Annotated in this window: 13 protein-coding genes; 7 read left to right on the forward strand and 6 right to left on the reverse strand. The window is 63.4% G+C overall.

What is annotated here, in order from left to right; genetic code table 11:
- The first annotated feature begins 5 nt into the window (after positions 1-5).
- Positions 6-2,012: a transglutaminase TgpA family protein gene (locus RAN89_RS14875; protein WP_313867029.1), complete on the forward strand. Its 2,007-nt coding sequence runs from the start codon at positions 6-8 to the stop codon at positions 2,010-2,012.
- 4 nt (positions 2,013-2,016) lie between these two features.
- Here the strand turns inward: RAN89_RS14875 and RAN89_RS14880 are convergent, their stop codons facing one another.
- The gene (locus RAN89_RS14880; RefSeq protein WP_313867030.1) at positions 2,017-3,375 is read right to left on the reverse strand and encodes a DUF945 family protein; all 1,359 of its coding nucleotides are present in this window, start codon (positions 3,373-3,375) and stop codon (positions 2,017-2,019) included.
- 185 nt (positions 3,376-3,560) lie between these two features.
- Between RAN89_RS14880 and mltB the strand changes: the two genes are divergently transcribed.
- Both mltB and RAN89_RS14890 read left to right on the forward strand, forming a co-directional pair.
- Positions 3,561-4,607 carry a lytic murein transglycosylase B gene (gene mltB / locus RAN89_RS14885; protein ID WP_313879248.1) on the forward strand — a complete coding sequence of 349 codons (1,047 nt, stop codon included), beginning with the start codon at positions 3,561-3,563 and terminating at the stop codon, positions 4,605-4,607.
- Positions 4,608-4,610: 3 nt separating this feature from the next.
- Complete coding sequence (locus RAN89_RS14890) at positions 4,611-6,032, forward strand: SPOR domain-containing protein (RefSeq protein WP_313867031.1); 1,422 nt, start codon at positions 4,611-4,613, stop codon at positions 6,030-6,032.
- A 39-nt stretch (positions 6,033-6,071) separates the two neighbouring features.
- Here the strand turns inward: RAN89_RS14890 and RAN89_RS14895 are convergent, their stop codons facing one another.
- The 4 genes from RAN89_RS14895 to RAN89_RS14910 form a co-directional block, all read right to left on the reverse strand.
- The gene (locus tag RAN89_RS14895; RefSeq protein ID WP_313867032.1) at positions 6,072-6,941 is read right to left on the reverse strand and encodes an HDOD domain-containing protein; all 870 of its coding nucleotides are present in this window, start codon (positions 6,939-6,941) and stop codon (positions 6,072-6,074) included.
- A 90-nt stretch (positions 6,942-7,031) separates the two neighbouring features.
- Positions 7,032-7,988 (reverse strand): alpha-E domain-containing protein, encoded by a 957-nt coding sequence (locus RAN89_RS14900; RefSeq protein WP_313867033.1) that lies wholly within the window; start codon positions 7,986-7,988, stop codon positions 7,032-7,034.
- 18 nt (positions 7,989-8,006) lie between these two features.
- Positions 8,007-9,521 carry a circularly permuted type 2 ATP-grasp protein gene (locus RAN89_RS14905; RefSeq protein WP_313867034.1) on the reverse strand — a complete coding sequence of 505 codons (1,515 nt, stop codon included), beginning with the start codon at positions 9,519-9,521 and terminating at the stop codon, positions 8,007-8,009.
- Between the two features lie 59 nt (positions 9,522-9,580).
- Complete coding sequence (locus RAN89_RS14910) at positions 9,581-12,085, reverse strand: DNA internalization-related competence protein ComEC/Rec2 (RefSeq protein ID WP_313867035.1); 2,505 nt, start codon at positions 12,083-12,085, stop codon at positions 9,581-9,583.
- A 157-nt stretch (positions 12,086-12,242) separates the two neighbouring features.
- Between RAN89_RS14910 and RAN89_RS14915 the strand changes: the two genes are divergently transcribed.
- The 4 genes from RAN89_RS14915 (at position 12,243) to RAN89_RS14930 (ending at position 18,108) form a co-directional block, all read left to right on the forward strand.
- On the forward strand, positions 12,243-15,794 hold the full coding sequence (locus RAN89_RS14915) for a transglutaminase family protein (protein ID WP_313867036.1): 3,552 nt from the start codon (positions 12,243-12,245) through the stop codon (positions 15,792-15,794).
- 42 nt (positions 15,795-15,836) lie between these two features.
- Positions 15,837-16,922, forward strand: a complete 1,086-nt coding sequence (locus tag RAN89_RS14920; RefSeq protein WP_313867037.1) for an AbrB family transcriptional regulator — start codon at positions 15,837-15,839, stop codon at positions 16,920-16,922.
- Between the two features lie 35 nt (positions 16,923-16,957).
- Positions 16,958-17,665 carry a P-loop NTPase family protein gene (locus tag RAN89_RS14925; protein WP_313867038.1) on the forward strand — a complete coding sequence of 236 codons (708 nt, stop codon included), beginning with the start codon at positions 16,958-16,960 and terminating at the stop codon, positions 17,663-17,665.
- 140 nt (positions 17,666-17,805) lie between these two features.
- On the forward strand, positions 17,806-18,108 hold the full coding sequence (locus RAN89_RS14930; RefSeq protein ID WP_313867039.1) for a high-potential iron-sulfur protein: 303 nt from the start codon (positions 17,806-17,808) through the stop codon (positions 18,106-18,108).
- Between the two features lie 61 nt (positions 18,109-18,169).
- Here the strand turns inward: RAN89_RS14930 and RAN89_RS14935 are convergent, their stop codons facing one another.
- Positions 18,170-18,790 carry a flavin reductase family protein gene (locus RAN89_RS14935; protein WP_313867040.1) on the reverse strand — a complete coding sequence of 207 codons (621 nt, stop codon included), beginning with the start codon at positions 18,788-18,790 and terminating at the stop codon, positions 18,170-18,172.
- Between the last annotated feature and the right edge of the window lie 33 nt (positions 18,791-18,823).

Genomic DNA, 18,823 nt, shown 5'->3' on the forward strand with positions numbered 1-18,823 from the left:
CCGCCATGCTGCAACGCCTTCAAACCCTGCCCCGTGAGGCCCGCGACACCCTGTTTCTGTTGGGGGTGATTGCCTGGGTCATCCTGCCGCAACTGGACCGTCTGCCCTGGTGGTGCAGCGCGATGGCAGGCGGCGTGCTGCTGTGGCGCGGCGTGCTGGCCTGGGGCAGCCGCCCCCTGCCTTCGCGCTGGTGGCTGCTGGCCTTGTTGGCACTGGCCACGGCCGGCACCTGGTTCAGCTACCGCACCCTGCTCGGGCGGGATGCCGGGGTCACCTTCATCGTGGTGCTGCTGGCACTCAAAACCCTGGAGATGCGTGCAAGGCGCGATGCCTTCGTCATTTTCTTTCTGGGCTTTTTCACCATACTCAGCAACTTCTTTTTCTCGCAAAGCCTGCTGACTGCGGGGGCCATGGTGATCGCCCTGCTGGGCCTGCTGACGGCACTGGTCAACAGCCACATGCCGGTCGGCCGCCCGCCCCTGATGCAAGCCGCACGCATGGCGGGGTGGATGGCGCTGGCCGGCGCCCCCATCATGGCGGCACTGTTCATGCTGTTCCCCCGCATCGCTCCGCTGTGGGGCTTGCCGGGCGACGCGATGAGCGGGCGCAGCGGCCTCTCCGGCCAAATGCAGGTAGGCACGATTGCCAGCCTCGCATTGGACGACAGCATTGCCATGCGCATCAAGTTTGACGGCCCGCCGCCGCCCCAGGATCAAATGTATTTCCGCGGCCCGGTGTTCTCCACCTTTGACGGGCGGGAATGGAAACCCCTGCGCTCGGCTTTCCCCTCCCGCGTCCAGCTGCAGCCCGAACTCGCGGTACGCGGCAACCCAGTGAGCTACCAAGTCACCCTGGCGGCTAACAACCGCCCGTGGCTCATGGTGTTGGACGCCACACCACAGGCACCCGAGATCGTGGGCTATAGCGTGAGCATGGGGCCCGACCTGCAATGGCAAGCCGACCAGCCGATTGCGGATCTGGTGCGCTACCGCGCCACCAGCTACCCTGACTTCCGGCACGGCCCCAACCGCTTGGCCGTGGGCCTGCAGGACTTCCTGGACCTCCCTCCGGGCTTCAACCCACGTACCTTGCAGCTCGCCGCTGAATTGCGCCGCCAGCCGGAGCTGGCAACCGCCGGAGCCCAAACCCTCGTCGAGGCGGTGATGAACAAGCTGCGCACAGGAGGCTACGAATACACCCTAGAACCGGGTGTCTATGGCACCCACACGTCCGACGAGTTCTGGTTCGACCGCAAGGCCGGTTTTTGCGAACACATTGCGTCGAGCTTTGTCATCCTGATGCGCGCTTTGGATATACCCGCCCGTGTAGTCACCGGTTACCAGGGCGGGCAGGTCAACACTGTGGATGGTTTCTGGACCGTACGGCAAAGCGATGCCCACGCGTGGGCTGAAGTCTGGATGGCCGGCCGCGGCTGGGTGCGGGTGGACCCGACATCGGCCGTCTCGCCGGGCCGGGTGGGTATAGGCACCTACACCCGCTTGCAGCCCCAACCCAATGTGTTTACCCAAGCCCTCAACACCGTGAGCCCCGGCTTCTCGGTGAACCTGCGCGCGATCTGGGAAGCCACCAACAACCGTTGGAACCAGTGGGTGCTGAACTACAGCCAGGCCAAGCAAATGGATTTGCTGCGCAACATCGGCTTCAGCGCGCCAGATTGGCAGGACCTGAGCACCGTGCTGATAGTCCTGATCGTCACGGCCAGCCTGGCGGGCGCTGGCTGGAACTGGTGGGAGCGGCAACGCCAGGACCCCTGGCTGCGCTTGTTGCAAGCTGCAAGACAGCGCCTGCGTGCACTGGGCCTGCCGGTGCCGGACGATGGGACGCCACGCGCACTGGCGAACTTGCTTCAGGGTGACGCGCGGGCCACGCCCGAGGCTATCGCTTGGCTCATGCGCTTGGAAGCCTGGCGCTATGCCAAACAGAACGGCAACGCCGCGGATTTGCGCAACTTGCGCGGCGAACTGAACACCCTGCGCTGGCTCCAGGCCTGAGGGCTCAGGAAGCCGGTGCGGCGGGGGGACCCGCAGGCGCTTCTGAAGGCGCCACTGCGGGCAGCTCCTCCTCGGGCAGTGCCAAACTCTCACCCGCCAGAAACGCTTTGATCCAGGCATCCAGCTTCTGGAGACCCAGTTGCACCATGGCGCTATCCAGCGTTTTGCCGCTGACTTTCAGGATGCCGCCGCCGTACTCAAAGCCGGCTTGCACCCCATCAGGTACTTCATTCACGTACCCGGTGGACAAGGCGAATGCCTTTTGCTCAGGCTGCATGAGCTTGCCCTTGATATGGATGCGCCCGCTGCTGGAGAGCTGGCTGGCGAGCAACACTTCGTCGCCCTGCGCGGGGGCCAGGGTCAGCACCAGATTGCCATCCAGACCGCCTTCGTTGCCGCTGCCCTGCAGCTTGGGGATGCCCACACTGAACCCGGCGAGCAGCAGCTTCTTCAGGGCAGTGCGCATTTGCAGCTTCTCGTCGGCCGTCGCGTTTTGCAGGCCGCAACTCTCACTGAACACTTTGCTCAGCGTCTGCACGCTGGCGGTATGCAAGCCTTTGACTTCGGCCTCCAGCACCAGGTCTTGGAGGTTTTGCCCCAGCAACTGCGCACTGCGCACCGACTCGGTAACCCTGGAGTCCAGCCGGTCACCGCGCTCGGTCGTTTCGCTGCTGACGCGAAGGCCTTGCAGGGTCACGCCGGTGGTACTCATGCTTTCAATGTCCAAAGCCGCGCGGCCCGTACCTACCGTCCGGTTTTTCAGATCCAGGCTCAGGGCGATGTGTTTCGCCTCCAGGGCATGGCCAATGCCGCGCAATGCCATGCGTTCAAAGACCCAGTCAAAGCGCAAGGCCGTTTTCCCAAGCTCCATGCGCCCGCCGGAGGGCGTCACCTGCAGAGTTTCGCCCTTGGCCACCATGGCCAGCTCAGGCAGTTGCATCTCGGTACTGAAAGTGCCATCGAAGCCCGCGTGCCCGGTTCCGGTGAGTTTGCCCCCGCGCAGCAGTTGTTGCACACCGGTAGCTGCCTCGCCCGCCGGCGCTGCAGACCAGTCAAAGCGCGTCAGGCCCTTCCAATCCGGCACATGGCGGGCGCGGTACTCCAGATGCACTACGGTCGGCCCCTGGGAGTCTTCGGCACATTGGTTATGCCATTCCAGATCCAGCGCTCCAGAAGAATTGAACCAACCGGCCTCGTGCGCCAGATTACGGATGCGCAAGTCGCCCTTGGAGTGCTCGAGCGCCAGCTCCTGCAAGCCGGCCGCCAACATGCGCGAGCTGTACCAGGGAACCGCCAGGGCGCCTGCAGTGATAACAAAGGCACTGCCGGCCAGGACGACACAGAGGCGAGAGGAAAGACGCATGAAAACTGCTACCCGATGAACACAACAAGCTGGCATTGTGCCCGCAAGCCCTTCGGCACTGGCTACACTGCCATGCAAATGCCGGCCTCTGACGGCAGACCGGCACCCACCCTTTGCAAGACTCTATTGTGTCCCTGAAAAAAATCCTGACCGCTCTCATTTTGATAGCTGCTTGCGCACATTCCATGGGCGCCAATGGCAAAAAACACCATAAAACCAAAGCCACTTCAAAGCCTGCAGTAGCAGCCACCGAGGGCACGCCGTACGGCCAGAGGGAAGACGTCATGCGCGCGGCAGACGACATCGCCCAGCGCCGCAACTTGGACCCTGCCTGGGTCCGCGCCACCTTGTCCAAGGCCCGTATGGTGCCGGCCATCGTGCGGGCGATCACGCCACCTGCGGTAGGCACCCCCAAAAACTGGGCCCTCTACCGCAGCCGCTTCGTGGAGCCCATCCGCATCAAGGCAGGCGTCAAATTCTGGCTCGCCAACCAAGAGACGCTGGCCCGCGCAGAAGCCCAGACAGGTGTACCGGCCAGCATCATCGTCGGCATCATCGGTGTCGAGACCATTTACGGCCAGCAACTCGGCAACTACCGCGTCATTGACGCGTTGACCACCCTGAGTTTTGATTTTCCGGACGCCCACCCGCGCAAGGCTGCACGGGCTGCCTACTTTTTGACCGAACTTGAGGCCTACCTCAGCCTCACCCAACGCACCGGCACCGACCCCATGGCCCTGCGCGGCAGCTACGCCGGCGCCATGGGCTGGCCACAGTTCATGCCCTCGAGTTGGGCCAAGTACGGTATCGACTTTGACGCGGACAGCCGGGTAGACCTGTTCCACAGCCAGGCCGATGTAATCGGCTCCGTGGCCAATTACTTCCAGGCCTTCAAGTGGCAACGGGGCATGCCCACCCACTACCCGGTGCAGTTCGACATGGCACGCCTGGACCAAGCGGCCTTGATGGCGCCGGACATCGTGCCCACCTTCAGCCCCCCCACCATGCAGGACAAAGGTGTGGTGCTGGATGCCGCAGGCCAGGCGCACCCCGGCCTGCTGGCCCTGATCGAACTGCAAAACGGGGCCGAGCCCCCGACCTATGTGGCAGGCACCGAGAACTTTTACGTCATTACCCGCTACAACTGGAGCAGCTACTACGCCATGGCGGTCATTGATCTCGGACAGGCCGTGGCCCAAGCCGTACAAGCCCAGACAGGCATGCCAAAATAAGCCATGGCCACCGCCCCCACCACCGCACTGGACAACACGGACGAGCACTCCACCACCGCGCTCTACCGTGCGGCCATCGGTGACATCAGCAACGGCTACTACCTGCCCCGCTTTACGCGGTTCGAGGCAGCAGACCGTCCGGGGCTGAGTTGGAACTGGGCTGCTGCGCTCAATACCCTGAACTGGCTGATGTTCCGCCAACTCTGGCATGCAGCCCTGGTGTACAGCGGCAGCATCGTGGCATTGGCCCTGTTGTTGTTCGGCATCGGCAAACTGGTGTTCCAGTTTTCGGAAGGCACCCAGTGGGGCTTGCTGGCAGCTTTGGTGGGCTTGGCCTTTGCTGTGCCCGGCTTGGGTGGCAACGCGCTTTATTACCTAGCCACCCGCCAACGGGTGCAAAACGCCCTCGCCAAAAATCAGACCGTGCCGGAGGCCTGCGCCCAACTCAGCAAACAGGCCAGTACCCGCAAAGGTTTGATCATCATTGCCGCGTGCAACGTGGCAGTAGCCGCCATCGCTGCCCAGTCGTATGCCATGTTTTCCGGCTTTGAGCCCCTGCCCGCGGGCACGCCCGTGGCGGTAAGTGCAGCACCTGAAGGGCGCAATGTGGCGAGCGGCCGGGCGGTAGACGCCACGGCGGCGGACAGCGCCAAAGCCTCTGCTTCGGTACCTTCGCTGGCGTCATCTGCAGCGGCGCCGGCCAGCTCAACCGCAACTCCTGCAGCCCCTGGGACCAGTTCCGCTGTCATTGCCGCGAAGCCGCCCACCGTAGCGGCTTCTTCACCCGCAGCCAAGCCCGGGCAGACTGCAGCCAGTGCGCCCGACCCCGCCGCATCGACCCCGGCCAAATTGCCCGCTGCCGCAGCCTCTGCAACAGCCGCAAAAGCCCCGGTATCCGCATCTGCGCCTGCCGTCGCGAACAAGCCAGCGGCCTCCGCGAGTGCCGTGACTCCCGTACGCCCTGCTCCAACCGCCGTAGCATCTGCCCCGGCCCCGGCCCCGGCCCCTGCGCCAGCCAAGTCCTCCGGTGAAAAAGCTGCCCCCAAACCACCCGGGCCGGCACCGGTGGCGTTGCGCTCTGCCGCTGCGGAGTCCGCCGCGCGCGAAGTGGCTGCATCCCTGGGACAGTCAGCTCCCGTGGCACCAGCAACACTACGCACTGCTGTGATCGCGCCTGAAGAAACGCCGGCTGCCGGTCGCTTCGTGGTGAATGTGGGGCTGTTTGGCGATGCCAACAACGCACGCAATGCGCTGGTCAAACTCATGGACGCGGAACTGCCGGTGGTGAGCAAAGAGATCCGCTTCCCCAAAGGCAACCGCACCCGCGTCCAGGTGGGTCCGTTTGATACCTTGGCCGAGGCCGACGCCGCGGCCGACAAGGTGCGCGCTTTGGAGCTGGAAGCCCGCGTCGCCCCCCTGCCCTGAACCACGTTGCTTAAGCCCGCTTGCCGGGCGCCTGACAGTTTAAAAACCGGCAGGGCCGGTGAACTGTTCGTGCAGGGCGTCCGACCAGTGCTGAATTTCCTCCCCGCTCACGTGCAGGAAGGTCAGACACTCCGCTCCGTGCAGCTCCCATTCCCGGTTTTCCTGTGCCCCCTCATGCAAGGCGACCAGATGTTCCGCGAGCAAGGCCATGGCCACCAGGGTGCGGACCGTGGACGGAATGTTGTCGTCCTTGAGCACCGTGAAATCGTGGTGCAGTCGCACGGCGTGGGCCACATTGGGAGAAAGGCGCCAAGTTTTGGCGACGATAGCCCCCACCACCGCATGGTCGGTACGGTGCGCATCGTTCTCCAGCTCTGTTCCGGTTTTCTCCGTCTGCGCCAAGGCATGGGCCAGCGTGGCCTCGTAGCCCTTGATGCCTTGCAACATCACCGGTATGCCCACATTGCAAAACAAGCCGCAGGTGTGGGCGATGTCCGCATTCACGCCGTACATCTGCCTCGCGATGTAGCCCATGGCATAGGCCCGCCGGGTCGACGTTTCCCAAAAGTGTTCGAGCAAGGGCGACTTGACCCGTATGGTCTCGCGCAACAGAAAGCCCGTCAGGATGGACACCGTCTGCGAAATCCCTAGTAGCGCCACTGCTTCGGCCACCGTGGCGGCCGGGCGGGACCGGGCATAAATGGGGCTGTTGGCCACCTTGATGAGCGCTGCCGCCATGGCCACATCGCGCGAAGCGATGCGGGCGATCGTGGCAGGCTCCGGGTCTTCACGGTTCACCTCGACACGCAGGTCGGACAACAGCGCCGGGCAGGGCTGGATGACGATGTCTTTCAGCGGCCCTTCGGCCCGCGCTGTCTCAATCTCGCGGTCAATATCGGCTACGCGCATAGGTGCTCCTTGGTCTGAACATTATGCTCAGTACACCCCATAAAAAACGGCCCTCGCGGGCCGTTTTTTCTATGGGTTTGTCCCATTGCTTCAGGTCACTGGAACCAGAAACTCGCGGCTGATATGCGCGCCGAGGTCGTTGACCCGGTCCAGGAACTGGGTCAGGTAAGCGTGCAGGCCGGTCGCCAGAATTTCGTCGATACGTCCGTACTGCAGCTCCGAGCGCAGCTTGCCGGCGCGGCGCAGGGTTTCGCTCTCCGGGTTGCTGGCTACCAGGGCCAGGTTCCCCACGACTTCGTTCAGGCTGGCGTGCAAGGAGCGGGGCATGTCGGACTTGAGAATCAGCAACTCCGCCACGCGTTCAGGCTTGATGACATCGCGGTACACCTTGCGGTAGATCTCGAACGCCGACACGCTGCGCAGAATCGCGCTCCAGTGGTAAAAGTCGTACTCTTGGTCCTTCTCGCTGGCAGCACCAAAAAAATCACTTTGCACGGCATGGAACTTCACATCGACCAAACGCGCGGTGTTGTCGGCCCGCTCCAAGAAGGTGCCCAAGCGCATGAAGTGCAAAGACTCGTCCATCAGCATGGTGCCCACGGTCACTCCGCGGGACAGGTGGGAGCGGAACTTCACCCACTCAAAAAACTGCGAAGGGTCCTTCTCGAAGTCTCCGCTCTTGATCATGCGTTTGACTTCGAGCCAGGTGGTGTTTTGCGTTTCCCACACCTCGGTGGTCAGCGCTCCGCGCACCGCACGGGCGTTCTCGCGCGCAGCGCTCAGACAAGACATGATGGAAGACGGATTGCTCTCGTCCTTGACCATGAAGTCCATCACTTCGCGGGCCTGAATTTCGCCATGCCGCTCTTTGTAGGAGTACAGCAATTCACTGATGGACAGCAAGCCTTGCCAACCCATCTGGGCGACGGCTTGTGATTGGGGAAGCAGCGATGTCTGGTAGTTCACATCCAGCATGCGCGCAGTGTTTTCGGCCCGCTCGGTGTAGCGGGACATCCAGAAAAGGTGGTCAGCGGTGCGTGACAACATACAAAAGTTTCCTCGTCCTTAAGCTGACTGTGTTTGCGACTGGGTGGCGGCTGTTGCAGCGGGGGCCGCAGGCACGTCTTCTTCCAGAATCCAGGTGTCCTTGGTGCCGCCGCCCTGGCTGCTGTTAACGACCAGCGAACCTTCTTTCAAGGCCACGCGGGTCAGGCCACCGGGCACCATTTGCACGGTCTTGCCAGACAGCACATAGGGGCGCAAATCGATGTGGCGTGGGGCAATACCACTCTCCACAAAGGTGGGGCAGCTCGACAAGCTGAGGGTGGGCTGGGCGATATAGCCGGCGGGGTTGGCCAGCACCGCTTTGCGGAAGTCTTCTATCTCGGCCTTGGTGGCAGCAGGCCCCACCAGCATGCCGTAGCCGCCGGCGCCATGCACTTCTTTTACCACCAGGTCTTTCAAGTTGGCCAGGGTGTAGGCCAAGTCATCCTTGTTGCGGCACATGTAGGTGGGCACGTTGTTCAGGATGGGCTTTTCACCCAAATAGAACTCGATCATCTTGGGCACATAGGGGTAGATGGACTTGTCGTCCGCAATACCGGTACCCACGGCGTTGCAGATGGTCACATTGCCCGCGCGGTAGGCGTTGATGAGGCCAGCGCAACCCAAGGTCGATGTGGGGCGGAAGACAGTGGGGTCCAGGAAGTCGTCGTCCACACGGCGGTAGATCACATCCACACGGCGCGGGCCGCGGGTGGTGCGCATGTAGACAAAGTTGTCTTTGACAAACAAGTCCTGCCCCTCCACCAGCTCCACACCCATTTGCTGGGCGAGGAAGGCGTGCTCAAAGTAGGCGCTGTTGTACATGCCGGGGGTGAGCACCACCACGGTGGGCTCGGCCGTGGTGGCAGGGCTGCTCTGTCGAAGGGTTTCCAGCAGCAAGTCAGGGTAATGAGCCACAGGCGCCACGCGGTGGGCTGAAAAGAGGTCAGGGAAGAGCCGCATCATCATCTTGCGGTCTTCCAGCATGTAGCTCACGCCGCTGGGTACGCGCAGATTGTCTTCGAGCACGTAGTACTCGCCCTTGCCCTTGGCGTCCGGCGCACGCACGATGTCGATGCCGGAAATATGGGAATAAATCTGGTGCGGCACATCCACCCCCACCATCTCGGGGCGGAACTGGGCGTTGCCTTCAATCTGGTCACGCGGCACCACACCGGCTTTCAGAATATCCTGGTCGTGGTAAATGTCGTGGATGAAGCGGTTGAGCGCATTGACACGCTGCACCAAGCCTTTTTCCATGCTGGACCACTCGTGGGCCGGGATGATGCGGGGAATCAGGTCAAACGGGATCAGGCGCTCGGTGCCGGAGCCGTCCTCGTCTTTTTCGCCATAGACGGCGAAGGTGATGCCCACGCGGCGGAAGATCATCTCCGCTTCTTCGCGGCGTTTGGCCATCATGTCGCCGGGCTGGCGAGCAAGCCATTCGTCGTAAATCTTGTAGTGGTCTCTTATCTGGCTGCCCTTGCTGAAAAATTCATAAGGGAGCTGGGTGTACATCTCGTCGAATTTCTGCATGTAAAAGACCTCTCTGATTACCTCTTATGCAAACTTCGGGCCACAGCGCCGATGCACCACTATGGCACATCATGAGCCCAATAATGCCGCTCGTCTTCCCGCATACATGCCACATTTTGGGGCTCCGCAGAGCGCCAGCGCGCCGCACCACAACGGGGCGATAACACCAAATGGGTGCCCACAGCCGCATAGCGCTCCTGCACAGGCGCGGCCGGGTGGCCGTAGCGGTTGCGATAGCCTGCCTGCACCAGTGCATGGCGTGGCTGCACCGCCTGCAGGAACTCGGGCGTGCTGGATGTTTTGCTGCCGTGGTGCGGCACCAACAGCACATCGGCGCGCAGCTTGGAAGCCGTGTACGGGTCACCCACCATCTGGAGCTCCTGGGGTGCCTCAATGTCTCCGGTGAGCAAGGCCGTCTGCCTGCCGTTGCTGATGCGCAGCACGCAGGACAGGGCATTGGCCTTGAGTGCCGGTTGCTGTTCATACGCACCGGCCGGCGGCTGCAGCACCTCGAAGTCCACCCCATCCCACACCCAGCGTTGCCCCGCTTCACAACGGCTGGACTTGCGCAGTTGCTGCAAGGCATGCTGCGGGTCGATGGAGCTCAGCAGGGCGGCTTGTGGCTGCATCATCAGCACGGCGGCAGCGCCACCCACATGGTCGGTATCGCGGTGGCTGAGCACCACGGTATCCAGCTGCACATCCAGCGCCTTGATCAAGGGCAGCAGCACGCGGTTACCCGCATCACTTTCCAGGCTGTAGCGCGGGCCGGCATCGAACAGCAAGGCATGTCCGGCGGTTTGCACCAAGACCGCGTTGCCCTGCCCGATATCCGCCGCCAACAGCGAGAACTCGCCCTCCGCCGGCAGCGGCGGCCGCCAGAGCAGGCAAGCCAGCACCGGCATCACCCCCATAGCCCGCACTGCCCAAGGCAGGGGCAACACCAGCAGCACGCCGCCCGCCACCGCCCAGATACCCAATGCGGGGGGCGGCAGGGGCAGATTGAGCGTGGCCCACGGCAAGGCGGCCAATCCATCGAGCGCCGCATACAGCAGCGCGACGGCTCCGGTGGCGGCTGTCCACACCTCCGGCCACAGCACGCCGGCCAGGGACAAAGGTGTGATCACCAGCGTGACCCAGGGTATGGCAAATGCATTCGCCACCAGCCCTACCAAGGACACCTGCCCGAACCACAACAAGACCAGTGGCGCCAGCGCGAGGGTGATCACCCACTGCTCCCGCCACAATCCGCAAACGGAGTGCAGGAATCGGGCCCACGCCCTCTGCGGGGCTGCCATTCCGGATTCTTGGTCATTTTGACCTCCGGTGCCCGTGGAATCTGCGCGAGCAGCTCCTGAATTCGTAGCAACAGAGCTTACGAACAAGATGCCTACCGCCACAAAACTCAACCAGAAACCGGCCTGCAACATCGCCCACGGGTCCCACATCAGCACCACCACCGCCGTCCACAGCGCCACCCACGGCCAGGGCCAATGCGCCCCTACGACGCGCAGGAAAACCACCATGGCCAGCATTAAGCACGTGCGCTGCGCCGGCACGCCCCAGCCCGAAAACAGCGCGTAGGCGCAAGCCAAGGTCACCCCCAGCAGCCAGCCGGCATGCGCTGCCGGCAACCGGTTGCACAGCCACACGGAGCGCCGCCACCAACGGCCTGCCAGCAGGGTAGCCGCCCACGCAAACATGGTGATGTGCATGCCCGAAATGCTGACCAGATGTGATACCCCGGTAGCCCGGAACACATCCCAGTCATTGCGGTCTATGGCCCGCTGGTCGCCCACCACCAGCGCTGCCAGCAAGCCGGCTGAGCGGGCATCTGCCACATGGGTGAGGATGCGCTCCCGCGTCCATTGGCGGGCCAGGGCGACGGGCGCCTGCCAGGTCTGCCCCAGCAACTGCGGCACCGGCGCGCTGGCAGTGGCGCGCACATAAGCGGTGGCCTGCACGCCCTGCTCCCACAAGTACAGCTCGTAGTCAAACCCATGGGGGTTGGCGCTGCCGTGTGGCGCTTTCAGGCGCAGTTGCAGGCGCCAGCGCTGGCCGGCCCGCACGTCCGCCGGCGGGCGCTGCAGCTCAGGAAGCTGGGCTTGTGCGTTGTAGGCACTGGTGTACCAGCCCACATCCAGCAAGGCCGGAAGGCGCACGGGCTGACCATCCAACGTGGCTTCTTCAGGGGCGAAGCGGAAGCGCACCCCCGCCTCGGTGGCCTGCGGCATGTCGGCCACCACCCCGGTCACCCACACATCGCGCCCTTCAAGCGCCGGGTTCAGGGCCTGGTTCACAAACACCACCGCCCGCAAACCGGTGAGGCCCCAGGCAAACGCAAGCCCGGCGATCAGCACCAGGCATTGCACCCGTGCACTTGCTATTCTTTTGGTAGCTACCCGCGCATAGAGAGCGGGCGCCAGCAGCACAAACACTGCATAAACCCACCACACCGCCAATGCGGCCTGCTGCAGCTGCAAAGCGATGCCGGCCAACAGGCCCGCACCGAGCGCGAGGCCGGTGCGGGACCCTCCAGCCAGTCGGGGTGCCGCTGCATACATGCCTTCATGCTAACGCCAGCCACATTGTGGTGTGAAGCACTCAGAAAGCCCATGGCGCGGACCTTGCTTGGAAAGCCTGTCAAACCCGATTGTTAGTATGGGGGCCGTGCGGCAACCGCTGCACAGCGTCCCCTGTGAGATCTACCGAGACCGGCCCATGTCCATTCACGCAGCGCTGAACCACGTTACCCATTACTCGTACGACCGTCTGGTCAACCTCGGTCCCCAAGTCATCCGCCTGCGCCCTGCCCCGCACTGCCGCAGCAAGATCATTTCTTACTCGCTCAAGGTCGAGCCCAGCACCCACTTCATCAATTGGCAACAGGACCCGTTTGCCAATTACCAGGCCCGCCTGGTGTTCCCCGAAAAAACCAAGGAGTTCAAAGTCACGGTCGACCTGGTGGTCGAAATGGCGGTGTACAACCCCTTTGACTTCTTCCTGGAACCCACAGCCGAGAACTTCCCATTCAAGTACGACAAGCTGCTGGCCCAAGAGTTGGCGCCCTACCTGGCTGCCGAACCACTGACCCCCACCTTCCAAAAATTCCTGGACGGCATAGACCGCAAGGAACGTCGCACCATCGACTTTCTGGTCTACATCAACCAGCTGGTGCACAAGGCCGTCAGCTACACCATCCGCATGGAGCCCGGTGTGCAAACGCCGGAAGAAACCCTGACCCTGGCCAGCGGCTCGTGCCGTGACTCCGGCTGGCTGCTGGTGCAACTGCTGCGCCATTGCGGGCTGGCAGCGCGCTTTGTGTCGGGCTATCTGATCCAGCTGGCACCGGACGTCAAATCCCTGGACGGCCCCAGCGGCACCGAAATCGACTTCACCGATCTGCACGCCTGGTGCGAGGTCTATCTGCCCGGCGCAGGCTGGATCGGGCTGGACGCGACCAGCGGCTTGCTGGCAGGCGAGGGCCACATCCCGCTGGCCTGCACCCCGCAGCCCAGCGGCGCAGCCCCGATCGAGGGCGGCGTGGACAAGTGCGAGGTGGAGTTCCAACATCACATGCAAGTCACCCGCATGTACGAGTCCCCCCGCGTCACCAAGCCTTACACGCCCGAGCAGTGGGCTGAGGTCATGACCCTGGGCGACGCGGTAGACGCCGAACTCGTGGCCGGCGATGTGCGCCTGACCATGGGTGGCGAGCCCACCTTTGTGGCGGTGAACGACCGTGATGCGCCCGAGTGGAACACCGACGCCCTGGGCCCCACCAAGCGGGGCTTCGCCACCGAGCTGGTGCACAAACTGCGCGACGAATACGGCCAAGGCGGCTTTCTGCACTTCGGCCAGGGCAAGTGGTACCCCGGCGAGCAGCTGCCGCGCTGGGCGCTCAACATCTACTGGCGTGCCGACAAACAAAAGGTGTGGAACAACCCCGCCCTGTTCACCGACGAGCGCAAGCCCACCCACTACACCGCAGAAGATGCGGGTTACTTCATCCGCACCCTGGCGGGCAAGCTGGGCCTGACCGACAAGTATGTGCAGGCGGGCTATGAAGACACCTGGTACTACCTGTGGCGTGAGCGCCGCCTGCCGGTGAATGTGGACCCCTTCAACAGCAAACTCGATGACGAGATGGAGCGCGCCCGTCTGCGCCGCGTCTTCGAGCAGAAGCTGGACTCGGTGGTGGGCTATGTGCTGCCGCTCAAGGTGGGAGATGGCCCGCGCCTCACTGGTCCGAGCTGGACCACCGGCCCCTGGTTCTTCCGCGACGAGCGCATGTACCTCATGCCAGGCGACTCGCCCATGGGCCTGCGACTGCCGCTGGATTCCCTGCCCTGGGTGAGCCAGGGCGACTACCCGTATCTGGTGGAACGGGACCCGACCGTAGACCGCGGCGCGCTGCCTTCCCACGCAGCCTTTGCACAGCGCTATGCGCCCCACGCTACCACGGTCGCGACGACCGCCAACGCTGGCGCCGCCGGGGTCGCAGGTGCAGGATCAGTTGCCGCCAACGGCGTGCCCTACCTGGCCGGCAACCTCGCCGTGCCGGAAGCCGGTCGCAAGATGCAAACGGCCAAAGGTACCGGCGACACCAGCATTGCCACCAACGCCCAAAGCGCCAAGCAGCCTGAGCCCGCGATGTATGCACAGGCTCCGGACCGCTTCGAGTCCGCCCACTGGATCACCCGCACAGCCCTGTGCGTGGAAGTGCGCGACCCCCGCCGCGCCAGCGGCCCCAAGGCCGAAGCCGTGGGCTCCAAATCGGGCGTGATGTATGTGTTCATGCCGCCCCTGGAGCGCTTGGAGGACTACCTGGACCTGCTGGCCGCCATTGAAGCCACTGCAGCCGAACTCAAAATGCAAATCGTGTTGGAAGGCTACCCGCCCCCGCGCGACCCGCGCTTGAAGCTTTTGCAAGTTACCCCGGACCCGGGCGTGATCGAGGTCAACGTGCACCCGGTCACCAACTGGAAAGAGCTGGTCTACAACACCGAGTTTTTGTACAACGCAGCGTTCGAGTCGCGCCTGAGTGCCGAGAAGTTCATGACCGATGGCCGCCACACCGGCACCGGTGGCGGCAACCACTTTGTGATGGGCGGCGCCACACCTGCAGACAGCCCTTTCCTGCGCAAACCCGAGCTGCTTGCCAGCCTGCTGCTGTACTGGCACAACCACCCGAGCCTGAGCTACCTGTTTTCCGGCATGTTTGTGGGCCCGACCAGCCAAGCCCCGCGCGTGGACGAAGCCCGCAACGACCAGCTCTACGAACTGGAGATCGCCATCGAGCAGATCTACAAAAACCGCGAGCTCTACGGCCAGAGCATGCCGCCCTGGTTGGTGGACCGCACGCTGCGCAACATCCTGATTGACGTGACCGGCAACACCCACCGCAGCGAGTTCTCTATCGACAAGATGTACTCGCCGGACTCGTCCACGGGCCGTTTGGGCTTGCTGGAACTGCGCGCGTTCGAGATGCCGCCGCACCCGCACATGAGCAGCGTGCAGCAGCTCCTGCTGCGCGCACTGGTCGCCCGCTTCTGGAAGTCGCCATACAAGGCCCCGGTCACCCGCTGGGGCACCGAACTGCACGACCGCTACATGCTGCCCACCTTCATCAAAATGGACTTTGATGACGTGATCGCCGACATGAACGCGGCCGGCTACGCGTTTGACACCAGCTGGTTCGCCCCGCACTACGAGTTCCGCTTCCCGATGGTGGGCTCGGTCAAGAGCATGGGCGTGGAGATGACCCTGCGCAACGCCTTGGAGCCTTGGCATGTGATGGGCGAAGAAAGCTCCGCCGGCGGCACCGCCCGCTATGTGGACTCCAGCCTGGAACGGCTGGAAGTGCGGGTCACCGGCCTCAACGAGAGCCGCTATGTGGTCACCTGCAATGGCGAAGCCCTGCCCATGCAAAGCACCGGTACGGTGGGCGAGTTTGTCGCCGCCGTGCGCTACAAGGCCTGGAACCCACCCAGCAGCCTGCACCCCACCATTGGTGTGCACGCCCCGCTGACGTTCGACATCGTGGATACCTGGATGAAGCGCTCACTGGGCGGTTGCCAGTACTTCGTGGCCCACCCCGGCGGGCGCAATTACGACACCTTCCCGGTCAACAGCTACGAGGCCGAAAGCCGCCGCTTGGCGCGCTTCGCCGCCATGGGCCACACGCCTGGCAAGTTGGTAGTGCCACCGGCCACGATCAACGTGGCAGGCAGCAAGGAGTTTCCGTTCACCAAAGACATGCGCAGGAACTGATCTGAAGCGTCACACGGTTCGCATCTAATCCAGCAGATGCGAATGTCTTTCTTCCGCCTGCAGCCCCGGCTGCACGGGCCTGCACTACTGCTCTGCAGCGCCTTGGCCAGTGCAGCCTTTTTGCTCATGGGCGTGCCTGCGGGTATGTTGCTGGGTTGCATGCTGGCCGCCGTCCTGCTTGCCACGCAGGACATGAATGTGCGGGTGCCCGCGCCGCTGTTTGCCATTGGCCAGTCGGTGATTGCCTGCCTGATGGCACGCAGCCTGCATTTCGAGGTGCTGCATCGCGTGGCCGGCGAATGGCCGCTGTTTCTGGGGATTGCGTTTTCCGTCATGGCGGCCAGTGCGCTGCTGGGCTTCTGGCTGATGCGCAGCGGCTTGCTGCCCGGCAGCACCGCCATCTGGGGCTTGGCACCCGGCGCGGCCTCCGCCATGGTGCTGATGGCGGGCGATTTCGGCGCAGACACGCGCTTGGTGGCGTTCATGCAGTACCTGCGGGTCGCTCTGGTCACGGCGATTGCTTCGCTGGTGGCTCACTTTGCAGCAGGCGCTTCCCTTGGGCAAACCGCAGCCGGTTGGGATGTCCAGCTGGCCCATTGGCTGCACATCCAGAACCCCTTGCATGCCGGCCTGACTCTTGCGCTGGTGCTGGCCGCCGCCGGGTTGGGCCGCACCCTCGCCTTCCCGGGCGGCCCCTTGCTGATTCCCATGGTGTTGGCACTGGCCATGGACAACTTCAGCCCCTGGAAGCTGGAGCTGCCGGGCCCCTTGCTGGCACTGGCGTATGCCGCGCTGGGCTGGGGTATAGGTCTGCGCTTTAACCGCGCGATTCTGGAGCACGCCTGGCGCGTGCTGCCACGGGTGCTGGTCGCCATCGCTGCGCTGATCGTGCTTGGGCTTTTGATTGCAGGCTGCCTGATGGGGTTTGCGGGTGTAGCTCCCCTCACCGCCTACTTGTCCACCAGCCCCGGCGGTGCGGACTCGGTGGCGGTGATTGCCGTGGGCAGCGCAGTCGATGCAGGTTTTGTCATGGCCATGCAAATGGTGCGTTTTTTCATGGTGTTGCTGCTGGGTCCGCGCCTTTCGCGCTGGCTGGTGCAACGTCTATCGGCGCGCACTGCGGCCTGAAGCCTTTTCTTCTTTTCAACTCACACAGGATGTTTATGCCCTCTATCAACTTCATCGGCGGCGAAAAAGGCGGCGTCGGCAAATCAGTGGTTGCCCGCCTGCTGGCCCAGCACTTCATTGACAAGGGGCGCGCTTTTACAGGCTTTGACACCGATCGCTCGCACACCTCCTTCACCCGCTTTTATGCCGACTACGCCTCACCCGTGGTGGTGGACACCTACGAAGGCCTGGACCTGATTGCTGCGGTGTTTGAGGAAGAGTCCGCCGTTGGCCCTCTTCCCAACGTCATCGTCGATCTGGCAGCCCAGACCGCCGCGCCGCTGGCCCGTTGGGTGAAGGACTCCGACCTTGTCTCACTGATGGCCAGCATGGGCATCACCGTGAACTTCTGGCATGTGGCCGATGCGGGCAAAGACTCGGTGGACCTGCTGGACCGCCTGGTGGCCACTTATGGCGCCGGCCCCAACTACATCGTGGTGAAAAACCTGGGCCGAGGCAGCGATTTCTCGCAGCTCGAAGACTCTGCCGCGCTCAAGAAAGCCGTGGCACTGGGAGGCCATGTCATCAGCCTTCCCCAGTTGCACGAAGCCAGCATGCGCAAAATCGACCGCCAGAGCGCCAGCTTCTGGGCGGCGGTGAACCACAAGGAAGGCGCAGATGCCCTGGGCATGCTGGAACGGCAGCGCGTCAAAACCTGGCTCAAGAGCTGTTACGCCACCTTGGACGCGCTGCCTTTGGGCTGAGCGCGGACCCGGCCGGCACAACACTGGAGTGCTTTAGCCGGGTATTGATCAGGATCAAGAGGCTCCGGCGGCCTTTTCATAACAATGCGAAGCAAGTCCGCTATCGTGCGGGCCCCACATTCACCTTAGGAAACCAAGCCATGACACAACGTCGCACTTTCATGCTTCAAGTCGCGCTCGGCAGCACTGCGCTGCTGGCAAGCCAGGTACACGCAGCCGCCATGGTCGACGAAAAAGACCCACAAGCCGGTGCCTTGGGCTACAAGGCAGATGCCACCAAGGTGGACAAGACCAAGTTCCCCAAGTACGCAGCAGGCCAGGCATGCTCCAACTGCGCGCTCTACCAGGGCAAAGCTGCAGACGCCGCTGGTGGCTGCCCCTTGTTTGCCGGCAAGCAAGTGGCCGGCAAAGGCTGGTGCAGCGCCTACGCCAAGAAGGCCTGATGGCCATGGGGCGCTAGCCCCACGCAAAAGCCACCGCAGCAGCCGCTGCAGGTGGCTTTTTTTATTGGGGGCGGAATAGCCGGAACAGTTGCTCAGGCCCGATGGTGAAGTAGTCACCCGGCCCGCCACCGCGCAGCACATGGCCGGCAGCCGCGGTGTCATACACACCGTCCACCAGCAAACAGGTGGCTATATGCACCCCGACCACCTCACCCAGTACCAACCAACTGGGCACCGTGGAACCCGCTGCCGTCTGCAACTGCACGATCTGGGTGCAACGGCATTCAAAACTGACCGGACTCTCCCGCACCCGGGGCGGCGCCACCAGCCTGGATGCCACCGGCGTCAGGCCGGCCAAGGCAAACTCATCGACTTCCGGCCCCACCGCAGCGCAGGTCTGGTTCATGGCTTCGGCCAGAGGCCGGGTCACCAGATTCCAGACAAACTCGCCGGTCGCCTCCACATTGCGCACCGTGTCCTTGTGTCCGATGCTGGAAAAGCCCACGATAGGCGGCACGTAATTAAAGGCGTTGAAAAAGCTGTAGGGCGCAAGGTTGAGCGCGCCTTGGGCATTACGGGTGGAAATCCAGCCTATGGGGCGGGGGCCCACGATCGCGTTGAAGGGGTCGTGCGCCAGGCCGTGACCCAGCCGGGGTTCATAAAAATGCTGCGTGGAGGACATGGTGCCGGCCTTCAGTGCGGAGAGACCTCTAGT

The organism is Rhodoferax mekongensis (genome assembly GCF_032191775.1).
Lineage (GTDB): Bacteria > Pseudomonadota > Gammaproteobacteria > Burkholderiales > Burkholderiaceae_C > Allorhodoferax > Allorhodoferax mekongensis.

Bases quoted from the DNA above. Each gene is read 5' to 3' on its own strand.
- mltB (WP_313879248.1), top strand. From the start codon at position 3,561: ATGGGCGCCAATGGCAAAAAACACCATAAAACCAAAGCCACTTCAAAG.
- RAN89_RS14930 (WP_313867039.1), top strand. From the start codon at position 17,806: ATGACACAACGTCGCACTTTCATGCTTCAAGTCGCGCTCGGCAGCACT.
- RAN89_RS14920 (WP_313867037.1), top strand. From the start codon at position 15,837: ATGTCTTTCTTCCGCCTGCAGCCCCGGCTGCACGGGCCTGCACTACTG.
- RAN89_RS14925 (WP_313867038.1), top strand. From the start codon at position 16,958: ATGCCCTCTATCAACTTCATCGGCGGCGAAAAAGGCGGCGTCGGCAAA.
- RAN89_RS14935 (WP_313867040.1), bottom strand. From the start codon at position 18,790: ATGTCCTCCACGCAGCATTTTTATGAACCCCGGCTGGGTCACGGCCTG.
- RAN89_RS14910 (WP_313867035.1), bottom strand. From the start codon at position 12,085: ATGTATGCAGCGGCACCCCGACTGGCTGGAGGGTCCCGCACCGGCCTC.
- RAN89_RS14880 (WP_313867030.1), bottom strand. From the start codon at position 3,375: ATGCGTCTTTCCTCTCGCCTCTGTGTCGTCCTGGCCGGCAGTGCCTTT.
- RAN89_RS14900 (WP_313867033.1), bottom strand. From the start codon at position 7,988: ATGTTGTCACGCACCGCTGACCACCTTTTCTGGATGTCCCGCTACACC.
- RAN89_RS14915 (WP_313867036.1), top strand. From the start codon at position 12,243: ATGTCCATTCACGCAGCGCTGAACCACGTTACCCATTACTCGTACGAC.
- RAN89_RS14890 (WP_313867031.1), top strand. From the start codon at position 4,611: ATGGCCACCGCCCCCACCACCGCACTGGACAACACGGACGAGCACTCC.
- RAN89_RS14895 (WP_313867032.1), bottom strand. From the start codon at position 6,941: ATGCGCGTAGCCGATATTGACCGCGAGATTGAGACAGCGCGGGCCGAA.
- RAN89_RS14905 (WP_313867034.1), bottom strand. From the start codon at position 9,521: ATGCAGAAATTCGACGAGATGTACACCCAGCTCCCTTATGAATTTTTC.
- RAN89_RS14875 (WP_313867029.1), top strand. From the start codon at position 6: ATGCTGCAACGCCTTCAAACCCTGCCCCGTGAGGCCCGCGACACCCTG.